Raw genomic sequence first — 15,502 nt, 5'->3', positions numbered from 1 at the left:
CTAGGAGCATGAATTTAATTCATCAAACAGAGATAGTAGTTTTTCCTTTTCATTCTCCCAATTATATTCTTGTCTATATGCAGCTTTTCCTCGTTCCCCCATGTTTGCTGCTTCCTCAGGGGATTCCAGTAAATAAACCGCTTTTTGAACCATATCATCCATGTTCGCTACATCGGCCGACACTCCACAGCTCCATTTATCCATTACATCTTGAATAAGAAAATCAGAAACCATAAATGGAATGCCAGCGGCCATATATTCAAAACACTTTGTTGTTTTACCACCCATGAAATTAGGATCAGGAACTAAAAATGCCATGCCTGCATGTGCTTTCTGGATGGATTCGAATGCTTTATCAAAGGCCATTACACCCTCTAGACTGATATAATCTTCCAAGCCGTTGTCCAGGATGAAAGTTTTCAATTTTTCGATGTAGCCTTCACTGCCCGTTCCAATGATCTTCATATGAAACACTTTCTTTAATTCTACTAATCTTTTTGCAAGAATCAGCATGGTTTCCCCGCCACGTATATCAGAGATGCTTCCTAGGTAGATAAAGGTGAAAACATCTTCTTTTCCTTTGTTTTCTTTCATTTCGGGAATTTTCGGGTAATTGTAAACATCTGTTGTTGGACAAGTTAAGAACTGATAATCCTCTTTATACGTTATTTCTGCAAACACGACCCCGCTGCATGCACTTAGCAATCGTTTCTCCAAATGACGATATATACTCAATGCAATTCCGGGTATTTTTTTTCTCATAAGGACCTTTTGTACATTTTCATGCATGTCATAAACAATGACTGGATGATAACGGGGAATTCTCCTTATGAAGCTCATTAAAATCAGCAGCTCCGGATCATGAAACTGAATCACATCAGGTTTATCTTTATTGATCTTGCGGTAAAGAGCAATCCAATTCAACATTCGCCCTTTTCTTGATCTCTTAGTCAACAATTCAACTTCGATATTGCCAGGGATGTTTTCAGGGATCAAGTTATTTTCAATCGCTATATGCTTCACCTTGTACATTCCTGTTTCTCCAAAAGAAAAGGCTTGCCGGAAATAAATCCTCGTATCATTCCATGGGTGCACCGAACTAATATTATAAAATAACTTCATCTGTTATCTCCCTTTTGTAAATCTGACCCTAACAATAAATACATGATAACGAAAGTAAAAAACATCCCGCCTGTCACAAACGTTGTGGTAAGCGCAGTATCCGCTAAGCACCATGCAGGTACAACAAACAGGATTATGCCGACACCTTGCCACTTTTCATTTTGCGTCAAGCTATCATAAAACCATAATATCGCTGCCAAGATCACTGTATAAACCAAGAATCCAATATAACCGAAATTAGCAAAAGCATCGGCGAACATATTGGCATTTGCTGCCATTTCTGGTCTACCAAAGTACTCTGTACCGATAATGTATGGCGGACTCTTGTCATAAACAGGATCTATGAATTTTTCTAAAATATTATACGATAGCAAGGCTTTTGGATGAGTTGAAAAGAAGTCTACATAATAGCTTGTCAGCAAGCCCGGTGTGATGATCATCCTTCTGGCAAATAAATTAGAAAAATATGCCTGATCAAGGATAAAATCAAGAAAAACGCTGATGCCTAACAGCGAACAAAGACTTATACAAAAAAGTATGGAAAAATCCCTTCCCTTCTTCCGAAAAGCAATGAATACAATGATTAATAATCCAGTCGATAAAAGAGTGGACTTCAAGCCATTGACGGTGTACAAAAGGTATTGCAGCCCTAGTCCGATAACCACATAGGTATATTTTTTTTTGCATAAGCCAATGGTCACGATTAATGGATTACATACTTTTGCAAGCCACTGTATAATATAGCCTGCAAGAGGGGTTAGTTTCGTTCGAAAGGCCATTCGCTTATCATAGATATCCTCGGAATTTATAGGAGGTTTTAGACTAATTCCGCCCGAAACTTTGAAGATGTAAAGAAAAAAAATCAATAATGTTATAACAAAAATGATTTTTAATAGACCGAGATTAACATTAGGAGGTGTAATCTTCATGGCTGGCAATCTATTTACATATCCAATGATAAGTAAACAAAAAAACAAAAGAACATTCGTATATATAAAATCAGGCTGCAGCGTAAATAAATAGTTCGGAACCCATACTACCGGTATATAGACAATAAAATACAAAATCCAGAAAACGAGTTCCGACGGCTTATCCAGTTCCTTTTTTATGAATATGGCTGGCAATATAATAAAAAACATGGAAATTACTATCATGACTGCACTTGGATGTTGCCGATATATATACCCCATATAAGCATATTCAGGGGAAATAAAGTAAACGTAGGATATATCCAGTAACCAGACGTATAATCCTACCAGACCCAGTTGAATCAGCTTCATTTTTTTAGATTATCCTCTCGATCTATGGAATGTATCGCCCTATAGCCAAGGAGAGCAAAAAAGTAGTAGCTGGCCCCCATACAAATGCTAAAGTATAAAATGGCTGTTTCAGCTGAACCCCCTGAAATGAATATGACCAAAACTCCAATAGAAGACAGTAACAGCCTTGAAACATCCCATAAGAGCTGAGTCCGTTGTTTTTTGATTAAAAACAATATTTGGGAAACTGGCATGACAATCACTTGACTTAAAAACATAAAAGACATCAATGTCACATATTCACCGGAAACACGCCACTCTCCTCCAAAAACAAAGCTGAAGAGACCGGGTGCCATCCATGCCAAAATTACCATTATCGGCACACCTAACATGGCCGTTTTAGTAATAATGCTCTTATACAAATGTAAAACTCTTCCCGGTTCATTTGAAATGCTTTTTGCCACTTCGGCATAGAATACTGTCGAAATACTCGCTCCCAACAAACTAATCGGTAAACCGATCGTTTTTGTAGCCATGGAAAAATGCCCTGTCACGTCAGGTCCGTATAGACGCATCAATAACAAAAATATGATTTGCATAGATAAGGAACTTAAGAGGGTTGACCATGTGGAGTATTTGGCGAATTTCTCATATTTTTTAAGCAAATAACCGATTCTCCTATAGTTCACTTTTGGCCAATGCATTCGCTTTAAGAAATATCGCCAAATGTACACAAGGGTTATTCCCCGTCCAATCATATCTCCCGCTATTAAACCTATTCCTTGATGATTAATGGAAATAAGTGAGAACTGACTTATTACATTGCTAATCGATTGAAGCAGTTTAGAGTGAGTTAACCCTTTAAACTTATCTTCTTTTAACATCCAGTAACTCATCACTTGATAGATTCCAGCAAAAAACAGGCCAATTGAAAGCAAAAAGTCATTCATTATCGAAGTTTCTATACCGTATAATCGAAATAATGATAGATTAAGGAAGCCTAAACCTATATTCAGGATACAAACGACGGCAATCGTAAACATGCTAATGTACATCAAGTGAACCGTATTACTATGGTTTTTTTCTAAAGGAATCGCCTTTTCTAAACAAAGAGATGCAAATGACATGAGAATGGCCAAAAGTGACGTATAGGTTGAAAACACACCAAAATCTTCTGGTGTATATATTCTTGTCAGTATGGGGGAACTTGCGAATAGAATAAGCTGTGCAAGTGAATTCCCTGTTAATAATAAAAGGATTTTATTCATAAATTCATTTTTTATTTTCATATTTTCAACCACGCCACATCTCTATTTTATATACTCATTTACATTGTTCTGATTTGCCTACATTATCTTCCGTTAACGTTTCTTTTATTTGATCCGCCGGATAGTGCATGATCCAATCTAAAATCGATAAATTTTTTACACATTCTTTTTCATTTTTCACATAATACACGGGATGTATGAACTTTTGATAAACGACTTCAATACCTTCATTATGAAACAATTCTTCTTCCAAATAATCCTTTCCGCTTTTCCCGCTTAAATAGCATGTACCTCTGGTTTGCTTAACTAAGCTGACTAATCTCTCTGTTTTTCCAAAGGAAGTGTTAAAATCATTGGAAAGGTGTGTTTCTCCTTCATAATTTAAATATTTTAAAATCAATTCAAATAAATGAATATTTAAATCGACTAACAAAGCGTGTTCTTTTTGATATGCTTCATCCAACAACGGGAAGAAATCTTGAAAGTGCCGAGTTTTTTTATAAACTTCGGATATTTGCTTCAAATGATTCCTTTTCCATTTTTGATTCGGGGAATGATAACTGATTAATTTTTCATGTAACATTTCAGGCTTTTTTTGAAGCGGTACAGTTAGCCTTGACTCTTTTCCATCAGCACCTAGAATATATGTTTTATTTTGAAAATTACTTGAAGAGTATTTCACATCGGCCAAATATATAAAAACGTCCGATTGGAAAACCTTATGAATCAAACCAATCCAGGGCAGGAAATTCGGCTGGTGAATTGTGACTATCTTCTTTTTTTCCACCTACAAAACCTCTTTTGAAAAAATTAATAGGAATGTCTCCGCGTATTTACAATTCACTTGGGAACCCCTCCAACTGCCGATATGCTCCGCATTCACTAAATAATGCCCCATATACCCGGTTAGCTGTGATTGGAACACGGTAATCATACGTTTTTTATCTTCCATGAACTCTGTAATATCACTATAAATATTCGGGTGAAATTGATTGGCAGCGATGTTATTATTTTGGTTGATTTGTTCGAATTCATATAGTGTAAATTGTTTTTTCCTGAAACAGCTTCTTACCACCTTTGATAACTTTTGGTGATCTTGATGACTATCATTCATCCAATGTGTGTAGATTTCGTCTGGTTCCATCTTTTCGATGATATCGTCGAGCTCTTTTATTAATTTATGGAGAGGGATATCCTCAACGTTATTACCCTCACAGTACTTAGAAAACTGTACCTCATATCCGAAATTCTTTGATGACTCCATTGCCTCTTGTTTCCTGACCTCGATATTCGAAGGGATGGAAAATATGATGTTGATAATGTAATGTCCTTGGTTCAACAGCTTACGAACGGTACCGCCCATACTAATTTCCGCATCATCCGGGTGTGCTGTTACTAGCAATATTTTTTTCATCATGTTCCTCCATTTAAAGCTTGTTCAATGATAGATATCGCTTTAAGCGTAATATTCTTTTGTTCCATATAGGCCGTTACATTTTTCTTTAAAATACATTCTGAAAATTCAGTGATTTCATAAAGCAAACTGTTATCACTGATAGGTTCACTTATCGTTTCTTCAATGTCATTAATGATACTGCGGTAACTTATTGTGCGGATATCGTATAACGAGTGAAAACGCAAGGTTCCGTTCTCTCCGTAAATTTCCGATATTGAATCATTCGTTAAGTTAATTTTTGAAATCAACATCGTTATTTTAAAATCTTCATATTCAAAGATGCACGTACCGCCTAAATCAATGTTTTTTACGATCAATTGTTTAAAATAATAACTTTTAACGGGAACACCAAATAATTGGATGGCCGCATAAATAGGATAAATTCCAATCGTTCTTAATGTCCCGCCACCATGATTATCATCGAAAAGTGGAGCTTTCTCCCCTTTTAATAAGGCCGAATACTGCTTGGAATAGTTTTGGTACTTTAGGGTTGCCCCATGGATCTTCCCTAACTTTTTAATAGCTTTCTTTAAAATTTGAAAGTTGGGTTCATAAATGGATCTAACTGCCTCAAACACAAAAACATTTTGTTTTTCTGCAGCATCGAAAACTCGGTTGGCCTGATCGGCTGTCATGAATGCCGTTTTCTCCACAATAACGTTCTTTCCATGCTCAATGGCTGCCATCGCTTGATCATAATGGGAAGCATTTGGAGTGGCTATATAAACAGTATCCAGCTCATCATCTTCAAACACTTCATTCAGGGATCCATAAACTTTAGAAACTCCTTTTTCTTTTGCAAGCTCCTTGGCATAATGAAATCTTCTCCCCCAAATTCCCATCACCTCTCCATTTGAACTTTTATTAATGGCATCAATCATGGCACAGCTTATTGGACCTGACCCCACCACTCCAATCCTATTTTTAATCGCCATGTTCCACTGCCTGTTTACATTTCGCTACAATGTATTTCAGATCCTCATCTGACAAATCCAAGTGACATGGCAACGTGAAATGAGATTCACGAAATCTATCGGCATTCGGGAGAGACGCAAGGGGATATTCCTCTAGCAATGTGGGCTGTAAATGTAATGGGACCCCATAACAATGCCCGGTGCTTATATGACACTCGTTTAAATGCTTTTTAAATGTTTCGCATTGCTCTTTGCTTTTAGACATGACGATTATTTTATAAAATGAAGATATATTGTGGTCAGATGAAGCTTGGAAGTAAAGACCGTGTTCATGAAAAATCTCGTTCAAATTTTCTTGATAGAAACTGAAGATTTCCTGCCTGACCTGGATCATCCCATAAGCTTCCTGAACTTGCAGATAACCAAGCAATGCATTAAATTCACTGAGAAGCATGTCACCGGATAATACTTGATTGACTGCACCATTTTCATTCCCATGGTGCCTTAACAACTCACAGTATTTGATTAAATCTATATCATCCGATGTAATGACACCGCCTGTTGCACTTGTAACAATTTTAGTGGGGTACATTGAAAAAACCCCAGCAAATCCGATTGTGCCTGCTTTATATCCATTTATAGTTGCACCAAAAGCATGTGAAGCATCTTCGATTAGATAAAGATCATTCTCATCACAAAACTCTTTAATCTCAAAGATGTTATCAGGGATCCTTCCGGCAATATACGTAATTAGGACAACTTTCGTTTTAGGAGTCACGGCGTTCTTCAGGCTATTTAAATCCAAATTGAAATCCTCTAAATTAATGTCACAAAGAACGACCCTTCCTTTCGCATTTTTCACCGCATATACTGGAGAAATGAACGTATTGCTTGGCATGATCACTTCTTTGCCTTCAACATCTAGATATTTTAAAATAATTTCAATGGCGGCCGTGGCACTGGAAAGTGCGACAGCATACTTAGAATCACTGTATTGTCTGACGCTTTCTTCAAATTTCCGAGTATACTCACCTAAAATTAACCTGCCAGAATCCAAAATCCGCTCGATGTTCTTAAGGTATTCCCGTTTTACCCAACCTGTTATCACTGGCTTTGTATTTACGATAGTCTCCATGGAACTCCATCCTTTTTCCAAAATTAGATCTTTCAATAGACCTTAAGTGAGATGCAGACAAATATATCAAATTCTGTATGACCCATTGTTCATGAATATTCAATGATCATTAACAACCAATTCCGACAGTGTTCGCTCCAGTTTTGAAATCAATTTGGTTTTCTCATAATTCAGGGTTAAACGCTTTATATTTTCTTGTATTTTCAGATACATTCGTTTGTCATTTTTCATTGCTTTTACATACTCTACCATCTGTGATTCTTCACTATATTCAAAACCGTGACCTGCATCGTATTTTGTCATGACCTCATGCTGCCAGCCTTTATAGTTTATTAATGTTGGTTTTCCGGCTGCCCAAAAATCAAAAAGTTTATTTTGACTATTCCTATCCAATATTTCATTATCACGTACAAAACACAGACCTATATGAGATACGGCCATTAATAAGTACGCTTCTTTTTTAGATACCTGATCCAAGAAAATGACGTTGTTTAATCTTTTGCTCTCTTTCACTTGAATTAAGCGTTCTTTTTCCTTTCCATCACCTACAATTAGATAGACAATATCGGGGTCATCCGTCTTTTCGGCAAGCTGTAAAATATAATCGATATTATTGATAAATCCTAATGTGCCTGCATATAAACAGATAAACTTCGCTTTTAAACCTAATTTATCCAATGCTTCTTCTTTATCTTCGGAACGAATTCGAGAAAAATAGTTTATATCCGCAAAGTTAGTAACCGTAGCAATTTTTTCCCGTTTGACTCCTTTTCTCAATAAATCTTCTTTCATTCCAGGCGAAAGCACGATGATTTTATCAGCTGAAGAATAAATCATGCTTTCTAGCTTCAATAAAATTCCCTTTAACCATTCATGTCTGATGATTCCCAGCTCAATAGGTATATCTGGCCATAAATCCCTTACTTCAAAAACAAATTCGCTGCGCTTCACCTTAGCAAGAAGCATACCTATCAATCCAATTGTCAAAGGGGTCGAGGAAGCATAAACAACGTCTACCTCCTTCTCCCTCACCCCAATGAAAAAACTTTTATACATATAATGAATAAACGATAATAATCTTTTCAGGTAACTATATTCTTGTTTATATTTAGTTTTGGTTGAGATTATCTTTATTCCCTCTCGCGAATCTATGGAAACCCGGTGATGATGGTGACTTTATTATTTTTAGAAACTAAAAATTTAGCTATTTCATAAGATCGGGTACTGCCTTTATCGGTATTGAAATATTGATGCAAATAAAGAATCTTCACTTTTTCACTTCCTCTTTTACCACTGTGATTCAAATTTGACTTACAGAGTAATGCTTTGCCTATTGCTTCACCCCAGAAAACAAATGTAACACTTAATATAGGTGGCGCATGTCCCTTTTTTAGAATGGGGCGTTTTAACTTTGAAACCCACTAGCATCTTGTACAGCCCTCCCTTACTCTAGATAATTCGGATGTGCTTCACCATCTTCCATGATGTTTTTCACATTAGGTTTGTTCCAATCAAGGAATGCCGAGATGGCAATCCAGTCATCCAGGCGGTTATAAACCGTTTTATCTTGTACATGGATTTCATGCCCAACTTCGGTAAATCTGTTATCCCCTTCAATGACGTTGCTTTTCATGTTCAAAGAGGTGATGGCATAGTCATTTGTAGGGCTGCCGTTATTATGCGACCCTCTGATGCCAATGCCCGCTGAAATGAACTTTTCATCGGATTTATGAATTTGGTTTATGATGTTTCCTTTGATTTTGGTGAACTTGTTGGAGCTAAGCATCGCGATCCCATTGTTGAGGCTATTTTCAATGATATTGCTTTCAATAAGGGCATTTTTGGTCACATGAATACTGATGCCTCCCCATTCCTCGACATTAGCCCGGACATCATTCACATAATTGCCTTTAATCATGACCTTTTGCAGGAAGCCCATCTTTGTTTCAGTAAGATCATGGTATTGCGTTCCGTTGACTGTAATGCCCCGTTCGCTGACTGTTGCATTTTTACCTATATCGTAATACGCATAATCATTAAAAGAATTGATTCTATTCCCCTCAATCGTAATATTGCCGGGTGGGTAAGCTGAGATAGCTCCTCCCTTGTAATCCATTCCTCCGACAATGATTGGAAAACGCGTGTTTAAGATGACATTATTCGTGAAGGAAACATTTTGGCCTGAATGGGTGTCAATCCCTTCCCATCGAGGGTTATTCGCCACCACATTCCCCTCGACTGCGATTGTGTCACTTCGCTGGAACTTTGATTGAGTCATTGCATCTCCGGCACTGTCTTTCCGGTGACTAAAGGCGATGCCATAGCTTTGTTTGGTATTGCCCACCGTCTCCCCGGGCCCAAGGTTTCTCACCGTCGCATGCCTTACAGTCACGTTACTCGCGGAATAACCGCCGATGCCTGCATATCCAATATCCTTTATGGCCATTTTGTTTCTTTTTCTTGAATCAGACCCTTTAATCATGACTCCATTCACATGTTCTAAGTAAATGCCATATCCCTCATACCCGGAAATTTGAACATCCTCGATCAGGATATTTTGAAGCCTGTGCAAATCATTCACAGCCGAATAGACAGACACCAAATCCGCCGTGGATTTGGATTGATCGATTGCAGTGACCTCAATGCCCCTGTTCCTTGCTTCAAAATAATTTCTCGGTTTCCCAGTTTTGGGGTCTTCCGTCCTTCGTTTTCCTTCTAGTATCAGGTTTTTGACACCAGTATGGCTCACCATGATTTTAATCGTGACAGAATTGCTTGAGGGCTGGGTACACATTGTCGTGACGGGGCGATCGTTCTCAACCGTCCCTTCTAAAATGACCCCTTCTTTCATTGCAATAAAGGCACTCGCCGTAAACTGGCCTTTTGACAAACGGACCGTTCCCCTTTTCCCATTCGATACATCTTGCGGATAGGCGGAAACCTTTGTAATGGCATTATTAAGGATCGTCCGGATCGATGTGCCGGAATGGTTTGCGTCTAGTGACAGCGTTTGTTTTAACTCCCCTTTATTGTCCAATAACTGAATCGCGGTGCCCGTTGTGGGACTGCAGATCTCGTTTGCCCCGACTGCAGTTGATTGAAGGGAGAAGAGCGCCACGATAAACACAGTAAATATTCCTGTTATTTCATATAATCGTTTCATCTGAATACTCCCATGTCTTTTATTCATTTTTTCTACAGTTGTTTTGCATTTTCCAGGGCAGAAACCAGACACGACACCCTAGTCGACCTAGAAAAGAGTGGTGCCTATCTAATGTTACAAGGGATTTGAAATGTGAGTTTCTCAAAATCAACATAAGATGTTTTAATCTTGGAACAGTCGCTTAAACGTATAGTTCATTCGACAATTTCCCCATACAAAAAACCTTCAATAGCTCAGGGGTAAACCGGATTGTGATGGGAAAACAAACCTCCTTGCGCCACTATTGAAAAGAGGAGGAATGTGTCCGGTGTTACTTGGGGGACTCGTCATTCGACAGAAAAAGCCTTTCCCCGATGTTTGCCGGGAAAAGGCTGCAGCTTGATATATTCTTTTTTATGTGTCATTCCTCATAACCCCCGCAAAGAAAAAGGAGGATATCCAACTTGTAGTCAGATATCCTCCTATATGTTCACTCACTGGTTCATTTGATCGAGAAAATCACCAAGAAGATCATCAAGATTTTCCTCTTCAGGTTCTGGTTCCTCCACTTGTTGTGTGGTTTTTTCCAAACTCCAATCAAAGTCATCCAAATCTTTCTTGGATATTTCTGCCTGCACCACTTCATTATCCTGTTCTTCGGGCTCATCCTGCAAATAAATCTCCTCATTAATTACATTGCTGTCTAATGAGGCTAGCAAGGCTGTTGCGCGTAAAGGATCGGATAAAAGATGGTACATAATCGTTCCAAGCATAGCTTCTGAGTGGGAATGCTTGAGCCAGTCACGCTGAGATTTGCTAAGCTTGTTCGGCATGGGCAGGGCAATCATTTCCCGTTCCTGATGGGTCGATTGTCCGATTCCATCGAGAACATACTCGGCAATTTTACTGGAAAAATTCCTTCTTTCCGTTTCCTTCAATTTCTGCAGCTGCCTTAACGTATAATCTGATACATCTGAAGGGATACGAAAAGTGATGGCTTGTCCTCTTTTGATTTCAGAAGAAGCTGTTTTTTTCATTCTCTCACCTATTTAACAGCACCTGATCTTTGTTCTTTCTTCTTTTGGTGGGATTGCTGCTGTTCCTTTGAATTCCGGCGATTAAAATCCGAAATCAATTTATAATAGGCGTTGGCCATCATCCAAACGCTTTCCCGTTCATCTTCAAAAAAGTCGATATTGTAGCCATCAAAATTCTGATTGAGCGTTTTCAGGTAATCTTTCAAGACAATCGAACCTCCGCCAACAAAATAGCAGATTTCCGTTTGCGAGTTTTTCTGCCATACGTTGCGCAGATGGCGATATTGCTTTTTCGCAAGTTCTCCTAAAATCCGGTCAACGATATCATGGACGCTTGTCCGGCTTCCGCGAACCATAATATGGTTACGATCGTTTTTCTTCGTGATGATTTCAACGACATCTCGCCTGCTATCCAGCTCGACACCGTGTTTTTTTCTGATTTCTTCACGAATAGATTCAAGAGCCTCAGCTACTCCTAGATTGAACCCTTGCGCCTTATCATCGTCAACTTTACGGTTTTTAATGACCGCGATATCTGTCGATAGTCCGCCAATATCTTGAATGAGAATTCTTCTATCTATTAATTCACGGTTAATGATATTCAAATCATTGTCCATGACTAAATTAATGTATGCGGCGAAGCCCTCTGGATAGACTTTCACTTCATCAAATTTGATATTAACCTTAATACCTTGGTATTTAGGTGTAATTAAAAATTCTACTTGGTGAACGGATCCCAGTAGCTTCGAACGGTACCCAACATCTTTCCCTTCCTTAACTTCCCGAAGAGGTAGACCTGTTCCAAGCGTATAATTCGCTTCGACAACGTTATTTACTTTTTTGAACTTATCATTATTCCCTTGCTTGGCAGCATCCAATGCAATAGCCGCAAAAAGCATGACTAATGTTTGGTCTTCCTCTGATTTACTGCTCCCCAAATCTAGTTCTGTTGGGTTATCACTTTTTGTCGCTAAATTTCCGACACGATAAATGGCATTATTGTCTTGCAATGCTGGTGAATGGACTCTAATATGTAACCCTTCCAATGGGTTTTTTTCATCGAGCTCTTCGATTCCTATGACCGGACGATCTTCAATGTCTTTTGCAATGACATTTGGTATATATAGTTCAGACTCTAGCTTTCCAAAAATAGCTTTAATTGCATCATTTCCTACGTCTATTGCTGCGATTCTAGAACTCATCTAAAAACATCCCCTTTTTCATAAAAAAATTTAGGTGGAGCACTCTATTAAGCATAGAAAAGGTTTCTATATTAGTCAATGCTTCATAAGTTGTAGCTTTATTTGTCGAATTGTATTCATTTGTGTACACATTAGGAACAAATATGTACACACGTTATATATAGCCATGTGTACTCATTTGTAAACGTGTTTACTTTTTTGTGTACAAACCAACTATTTTTGTTTACATGTATACGATATTGCAAACAAACAAAAAAACTAACTTTTAATAATCTTCTTCATATAAAAGAAAGCGTAAAAAGAAGAATTTGGTCATGGTAATAAATTGGACAAACCACTAATGAAACGTAGGAAGATATTAAAATCACCGAAAAAATACAGAACTTCCTCAATATCCGTAGCCATATTGGCGCAGCACTTTATCCTTCCTTCGTTTTGATATAACAACTGATGTCTTAATTGTTGGTGGCGGAATTACGGGTATCACTTCAGCTTATCTATTAGCCAAGCAAGGTGTGAAAGCCACATTCATTGAGGCAGATGAGACCCTTAATGGAACAACAGGCCACACAACCGCAAAAATCACGGTCCAGGCACGGCTTGATTTACGACCAATTTATTACTGATCACAGTGAGGAATAGGCCAGACTATACTATATGAGGCCAACACTGAAGGAACGGAGCAATCAAAGGATTGATAGAAGAACCATTCTATTGAATGTACAAGATGCTTATGTATACGCAAATACTAATGTTTGGTCCTCCTCTGATTTACTGCTCCCCAAATCTAGTTCTGTTGGGTTATCACTTTTTGTCGCTAAATTTCCGACACGATAAATGGCATTATTGTCTTGCAAGGCTGGTGAATGGACTCTAATATGTAACCCTTCCAAGGTTTTTTTACATCGAGTTCTTCGATTCCTATGACTGGCCGATCTTCATGTCTTTTGGTAATGACATTTGGTATATATAGTTTTAGGCTCTAGCTTTCCAAAAATAGTTTTAATTGCATCATTTCCTACGTCTACTGCTGCGATTCTGGAACTCATCTAAAAACACCCCCTTTTTCATAGAAAAAATTAGGTGGAGCACTCTCCATAGAAGAGATTTCTATATTAGTCGATGCTTCATAAGCTGTAGCTTTATTTTCATTTGTCGAATTGTATTCATTTTTGTATACATTAGGAACAAACATGTATACACCTTATATATAGCCATGTGTACGTATTTGTAAACATATATACATATTTGTGTACAAATCATCTATTTGTGTTTACATGTATACATAATTGTAAACAAACCAAATAATGTATTTTTTTAGTCTTTCTTCTTACAAAAATAAGCGTATAAATAGCGGATTTGGGTATGGTAATAAATGGACGATTCACTAATGAACTGTATGGAGGTATTCAAATGACTGAAAAAAATACAGACCTTCCCCGATTTCCGGAACCTTATTGGCGCAGTGCGTTGACATTCCCTACTTTTTCTAAATTAGATACAGATTTAACCACTGATGTCTTAATAGTAGGCGGCGGAATTACCGGAATCACATCTGCTTACCTACTAGCTAAACAAGGTGTTAAAGTCACACTGATTGAAGCAGGCGAAATCCTTACTGGAACGACAGGACACACTACAGCAAAAATCACGGCCCAGCATGGCCTGATTTACGACCAGCTGATCACTGACCATGGTGAAGAGAATGCCAAGCTTTATTATGAAGCCAATATAGATGGAATGAAGCTGATTAAAGACTTGGTAGAAGAACAATCCATTGAATGTAATTTGACTGCACAGGATGCCTATGTGTACGCAAATACGGACGAATATATAAGCAAAATCCAAAAAGAACTGAGAGCCTATCAAAAACTTGGCATTCGGGGGGATTATGCGGAGAATATCCCTTTCTCCATTCCATGTAAAGCTGCTGTGATAATGAAAGATCAAGCACAGTTTCACCCATTAAAATATTTAACGGCCCTCATTTCGACAATTCTCGAAAGCGGAGGCACCATTTATGAACGGACAACGGCAATGAAGATTGAAGACGGCGATCCACCGACCGTTATGACCGATACTGGACATACAATCAAAAGCAATCAGGTAATCGTTGCTTCCCACTTCCCCTTTAATGATGAAAAGGGCTTATACTTTGCCCGTGTTCATGTAAGTAGGTCCTATGTGCTTGGCATCAGAACTGAACAGGAGTATCCAGGCGGGATGTATTACAGTGCAGACAGCCCTAGCCGCTCCCTTCGCTATACGGAATTGGACAATGGGGAAAAACTTATACTTGTTGGCGGAGATGGCCATAAAACAGGCCAGGGAATCTCGACGATCGAGCATTATGAAGCACTGAAGGACTTCAGTTCCCAGTATTTCGATGTGAAGGACATTCCCTACCGCTGGTCGGCACAGGATATCGTGACACCGGATAATATCCCCTTCGTCGGTCCAGTGACAGCCAACCAACAAAACGTCCTGATAGCTACCGGCTATGCGAAATGGGGAATGACGAATGGATCGATTGCCGCCAAGATCTTAACTGACCGGATTTTGCAAATAGATAACAGGTATGCGGAATTGTATGATCCTGCCCGTTTAAAAGGCGTGAAGAATATAGTCCAAGATAATGCTGATGTGGCGAAGCATCTGATTAAAGGCAAATTGGCCGTCATTCAAAAAACGCCGGAAGACTTAGGAATTGATGAAGGAGCAATCGTTAAGGTGAATGGAGACAAAGCTGGGTGTTACCGTGATCATGATGGCCAGCTTCATATCGTTGATTCCACATGTACACACATGGGGTGTGAAGTTGCCTGGAATAGCGGCGACCGTACTTGGGATTGCCCATGTCATGGCTCCCGCTACTCCATCGCTGGTGAAGTGTTGAATGGCCCTGCTGTCGAACCATTGAAAAAAATTCGCTAAGTGCCAATTGTGATTTTATCTAAAAGTCGACTG

General features: G+C 38.5%; 13 protein-coding genes and 1 pseudogene. 2 read left to right on the top strand and 12 right to left on the bottom strand.

From position 1 onward, the window contains the following. The 11 genes from LQ188_RS03515 to LQ188_RS03465 form a co-directional block, all read right to left on the bottom strand. Positions 1 to 1,122 carry a glycosyltransferase gene (locus LQ188_RS03515; RefSeq protein WP_230176065.1) on the bottom strand — a complete coding sequence of 374 codons (1,122 nt, stop codon included), beginning with the start codon at positions 1,120 to 1,122 and terminating at the stop codon, positions 1 to 3. After that, a complete protein-coding gene (locus LQ188_RS03510) occupies positions 1,119 to 2,402 on the bottom strand; it encodes a hypothetical protein (protein ID WP_230176064.1) in 1,284 nt (427 codons plus the stop codon). Before LQ188_RS03510 ends, LQ188_RS03515 begins: the two co-directional genes overlap by 4 nt. Further along, positions 2,399 to 3,670 carry an oligosaccharide flippase family protein gene (locus LQ188_RS03505; protein WP_157831072.1) on the bottom strand — a complete coding sequence of 424 codons (1,272 nt, stop codon included), beginning with the start codon at positions 3,668 to 3,670 and terminating at the stop codon, positions 2,399 to 2,401. The genes LQ188_RS03510 and LQ188_RS03505 overlap by 4 nt, the downstream gene beginning before the upstream one ends. Positions 3,671 to 3,704: 34 nt before the next feature. Beyond that, complete coding sequence (locus tag LQ188_RS03500; RefSeq protein WP_230176063.1) at positions 3,705 to 4,436, bottom strand: WbqC family protein; 732 nt, start codon at positions 4,434 to 4,436, stop codon at positions 3,705 to 3,707. Further along, the gene (locus tag LQ188_RS03495) at positions 4,437 to 5,063 is read right to left on the bottom strand and encodes a PIG-L deacetylase family protein (protein WP_157831073.1); all 627 of its coding nucleotides are present in this window, start codon (positions 5,061 to 5,063) and stop codon (positions 4,437 to 4,439) included. It abuts the gene before it with no gap. Next, positions 5,063 to 6,040: a Gfo/Idh/MocA family oxidoreductase gene (locus LQ188_RS03490; protein WP_230176062.1), complete on the bottom strand. Its 978-nt coding sequence runs from the start codon at positions 6,038 to 6,040 to the stop codon at positions 5,063 to 5,065. Before LQ188_RS03490 ends, LQ188_RS03495 begins: the two co-directional genes overlap by 1 nt. Further along, a complete protein-coding gene (locus tag LQ188_RS03485) occupies positions 6,030 to 7,154 on the bottom strand; it encodes a DegT/DnrJ/EryC1/StrS family aminotransferase (protein WP_230176061.1) in 1,125 nt (374 codons plus the stop codon). The genes LQ188_RS03490 and LQ188_RS03485 overlap by 11 nt, the downstream gene beginning before the upstream one ends. Before the next feature lie 99 nt (positions 7,155 to 7,253). Continuing rightward, on the bottom strand, positions 7,254 to 8,219 hold the full coding sequence (locus LQ188_RS03480) for a glycosyltransferase family 4 protein (RefSeq protein WP_290370096.1): 966 nt from the start codon (positions 8,217 to 8,219) through the stop codon (positions 7,254 to 7,256). Between the two features lie 379 nt (positions 8,220 to 8,598). After that, positions 8,599 to 10,317 carry a right-handed parallel beta-helix repeat-containing protein gene (locus LQ188_RS03475; RefSeq protein ID WP_157831075.1) on the bottom strand — a complete coding sequence of 573 codons (1,719 nt, stop codon included), beginning with the start codon at positions 10,315 to 10,317 and terminating at the stop codon, positions 8,599 to 8,601. Between the two features lie 473 nt (positions 10,318 to 10,790). After that, on the bottom strand, positions 10,791 to 11,333 hold the full coding sequence (locus LQ188_RS03470) for a hypothetical protein (protein ID WP_048680506.1): 543 nt from the start codon (positions 11,331 to 11,333) through the stop codon (positions 10,791 to 10,793). An 8-nt stretch (positions 11,334 to 11,341) separates the two neighbouring features. After that, the gene (locus LQ188_RS03465) at positions 11,342 to 12,535 is read right to left on the bottom strand and encodes a ParM/StbA family protein (RefSeq protein WP_048680510.1); all 1,194 of its coding nucleotides are present in this window, start codon (positions 12,533 to 12,535) and stop codon (positions 11,342 to 11,344) included. A gap of 440 nt (positions 12,536 to 12,975) precedes the next feature. Between LQ188_RS03465 and LQ188_RS03460 the strand changes: the two genes are divergently transcribed. Beyond that, entirely contained in the window at positions 12,976 to 13,161 is a 186-nt protein-coding gene (locus tag LQ188_RS03460; protein WP_363320564.1) for an FAD-dependent oxidoreductase, read from the top strand. 120 nt (positions 13,162 to 13,281) lie between these two features. On the opposite strand, the pseudogene LQ188_RS03455 reads toward LQ188_RS03460, so the two are convergent. Continuing rightward, positions 13,282 to 13,584: pseudogene (locus tag LQ188_RS03455) on the bottom strand (hypothetical protein); the annotation flags it as partial. 364 nt (positions 13,585 to 13,948) lie between these two features. Here LQ188_RS03455 and LQ188_RS03450 point away from each other — a divergent pair. Continuing rightward, entirely contained in the window at positions 13,949 to 15,469 is a 1,521-nt protein-coding gene (locus LQ188_RS03450) for an FAD-dependent oxidoreductase (protein ID WP_101223922.1), read from the top strand. Positions 15,470 to 15,502 lie beyond the last annotated feature (33 nt).

Source organism: Peribacillus sp. Bi134, from assembly GCF_918698065.1.
Taxonomy (GTDB): Bacteria; Bacillota; Bacilli; order Bacillales; family DSM-1321; genus Peribacillus.
The sequence above is the reverse complement of the archived record's forward strand: the minus strand, read 5'-3'. Positions and strand labels throughout refer to the sequence as shown.

Bases quoted from the DNA above. Each gene is read 5' to 3' on its own strand.
- LQ188_RS03515 (WP_230176065.1), bottom strand. From the start codon at position 1,122: ATGAAGTTATTTTATAATATTAGTTCGGTGCACCCATGGAATGATACG.
- LQ188_RS03510 (WP_230176064.1), bottom strand. From the start codon at position 2,402: ATGAAGCTGATTCAACTGGGTCTGGTAGGATTATACGTCTGGTTACTG.
- LQ188_RS03505 (WP_157831072.1), bottom strand. From the start codon at position 3,670: ATGAAAATAAAAAATGAATTTATGAATAAAATCCTTTTATTATTAACA.
- LQ188_RS03495 (WP_157831073.1), bottom strand. From the start codon at position 5,063: ATGAAAAAAATATTGCTAGTAACAGCACACCCGGATGATGCGGAAATT.
- LQ188_RS03490 (WP_230176062.1), bottom strand. From the start codon at position 6,040: ATGGCGATTAAAAATAGGATTGGAGTGGTGGGGTCAGGTCCAATAAGC.
- LQ188_RS03485 (WP_230176061.1), bottom strand. From the start codon at position 7,154: ATGGAGACTATCGTAAATACAAAGCCAGTGATAACAGGTTGGGTAAAA.
- LQ188_RS03475 (WP_157831075.1), bottom strand. From the start codon at position 10,317: ATGAAACGATTATATGAAATAACAGGAATATTTACTGTGTTTATCGTG.
- LQ188_RS03470 (WP_048680506.1), bottom strand. From the start codon at position 11,333: ATGAAAAAAACAGCTTCTTCTGAAATCAAAAGAGGACAAGCCATCACT.
- LQ188_RS03465 (WP_048680510.1), bottom strand. From the start codon at position 12,535: ATGAGTTCTAGAATCGCAGCAATAGACGTAGGAAATGATGCAATTAAA.
- LQ188_RS03450 (WP_101223922.1), top strand. From the start codon at position 13,949: ATGACTGAAAAAAATACAGACCTTCCCCGATTTCCGGAACCTTATTGG.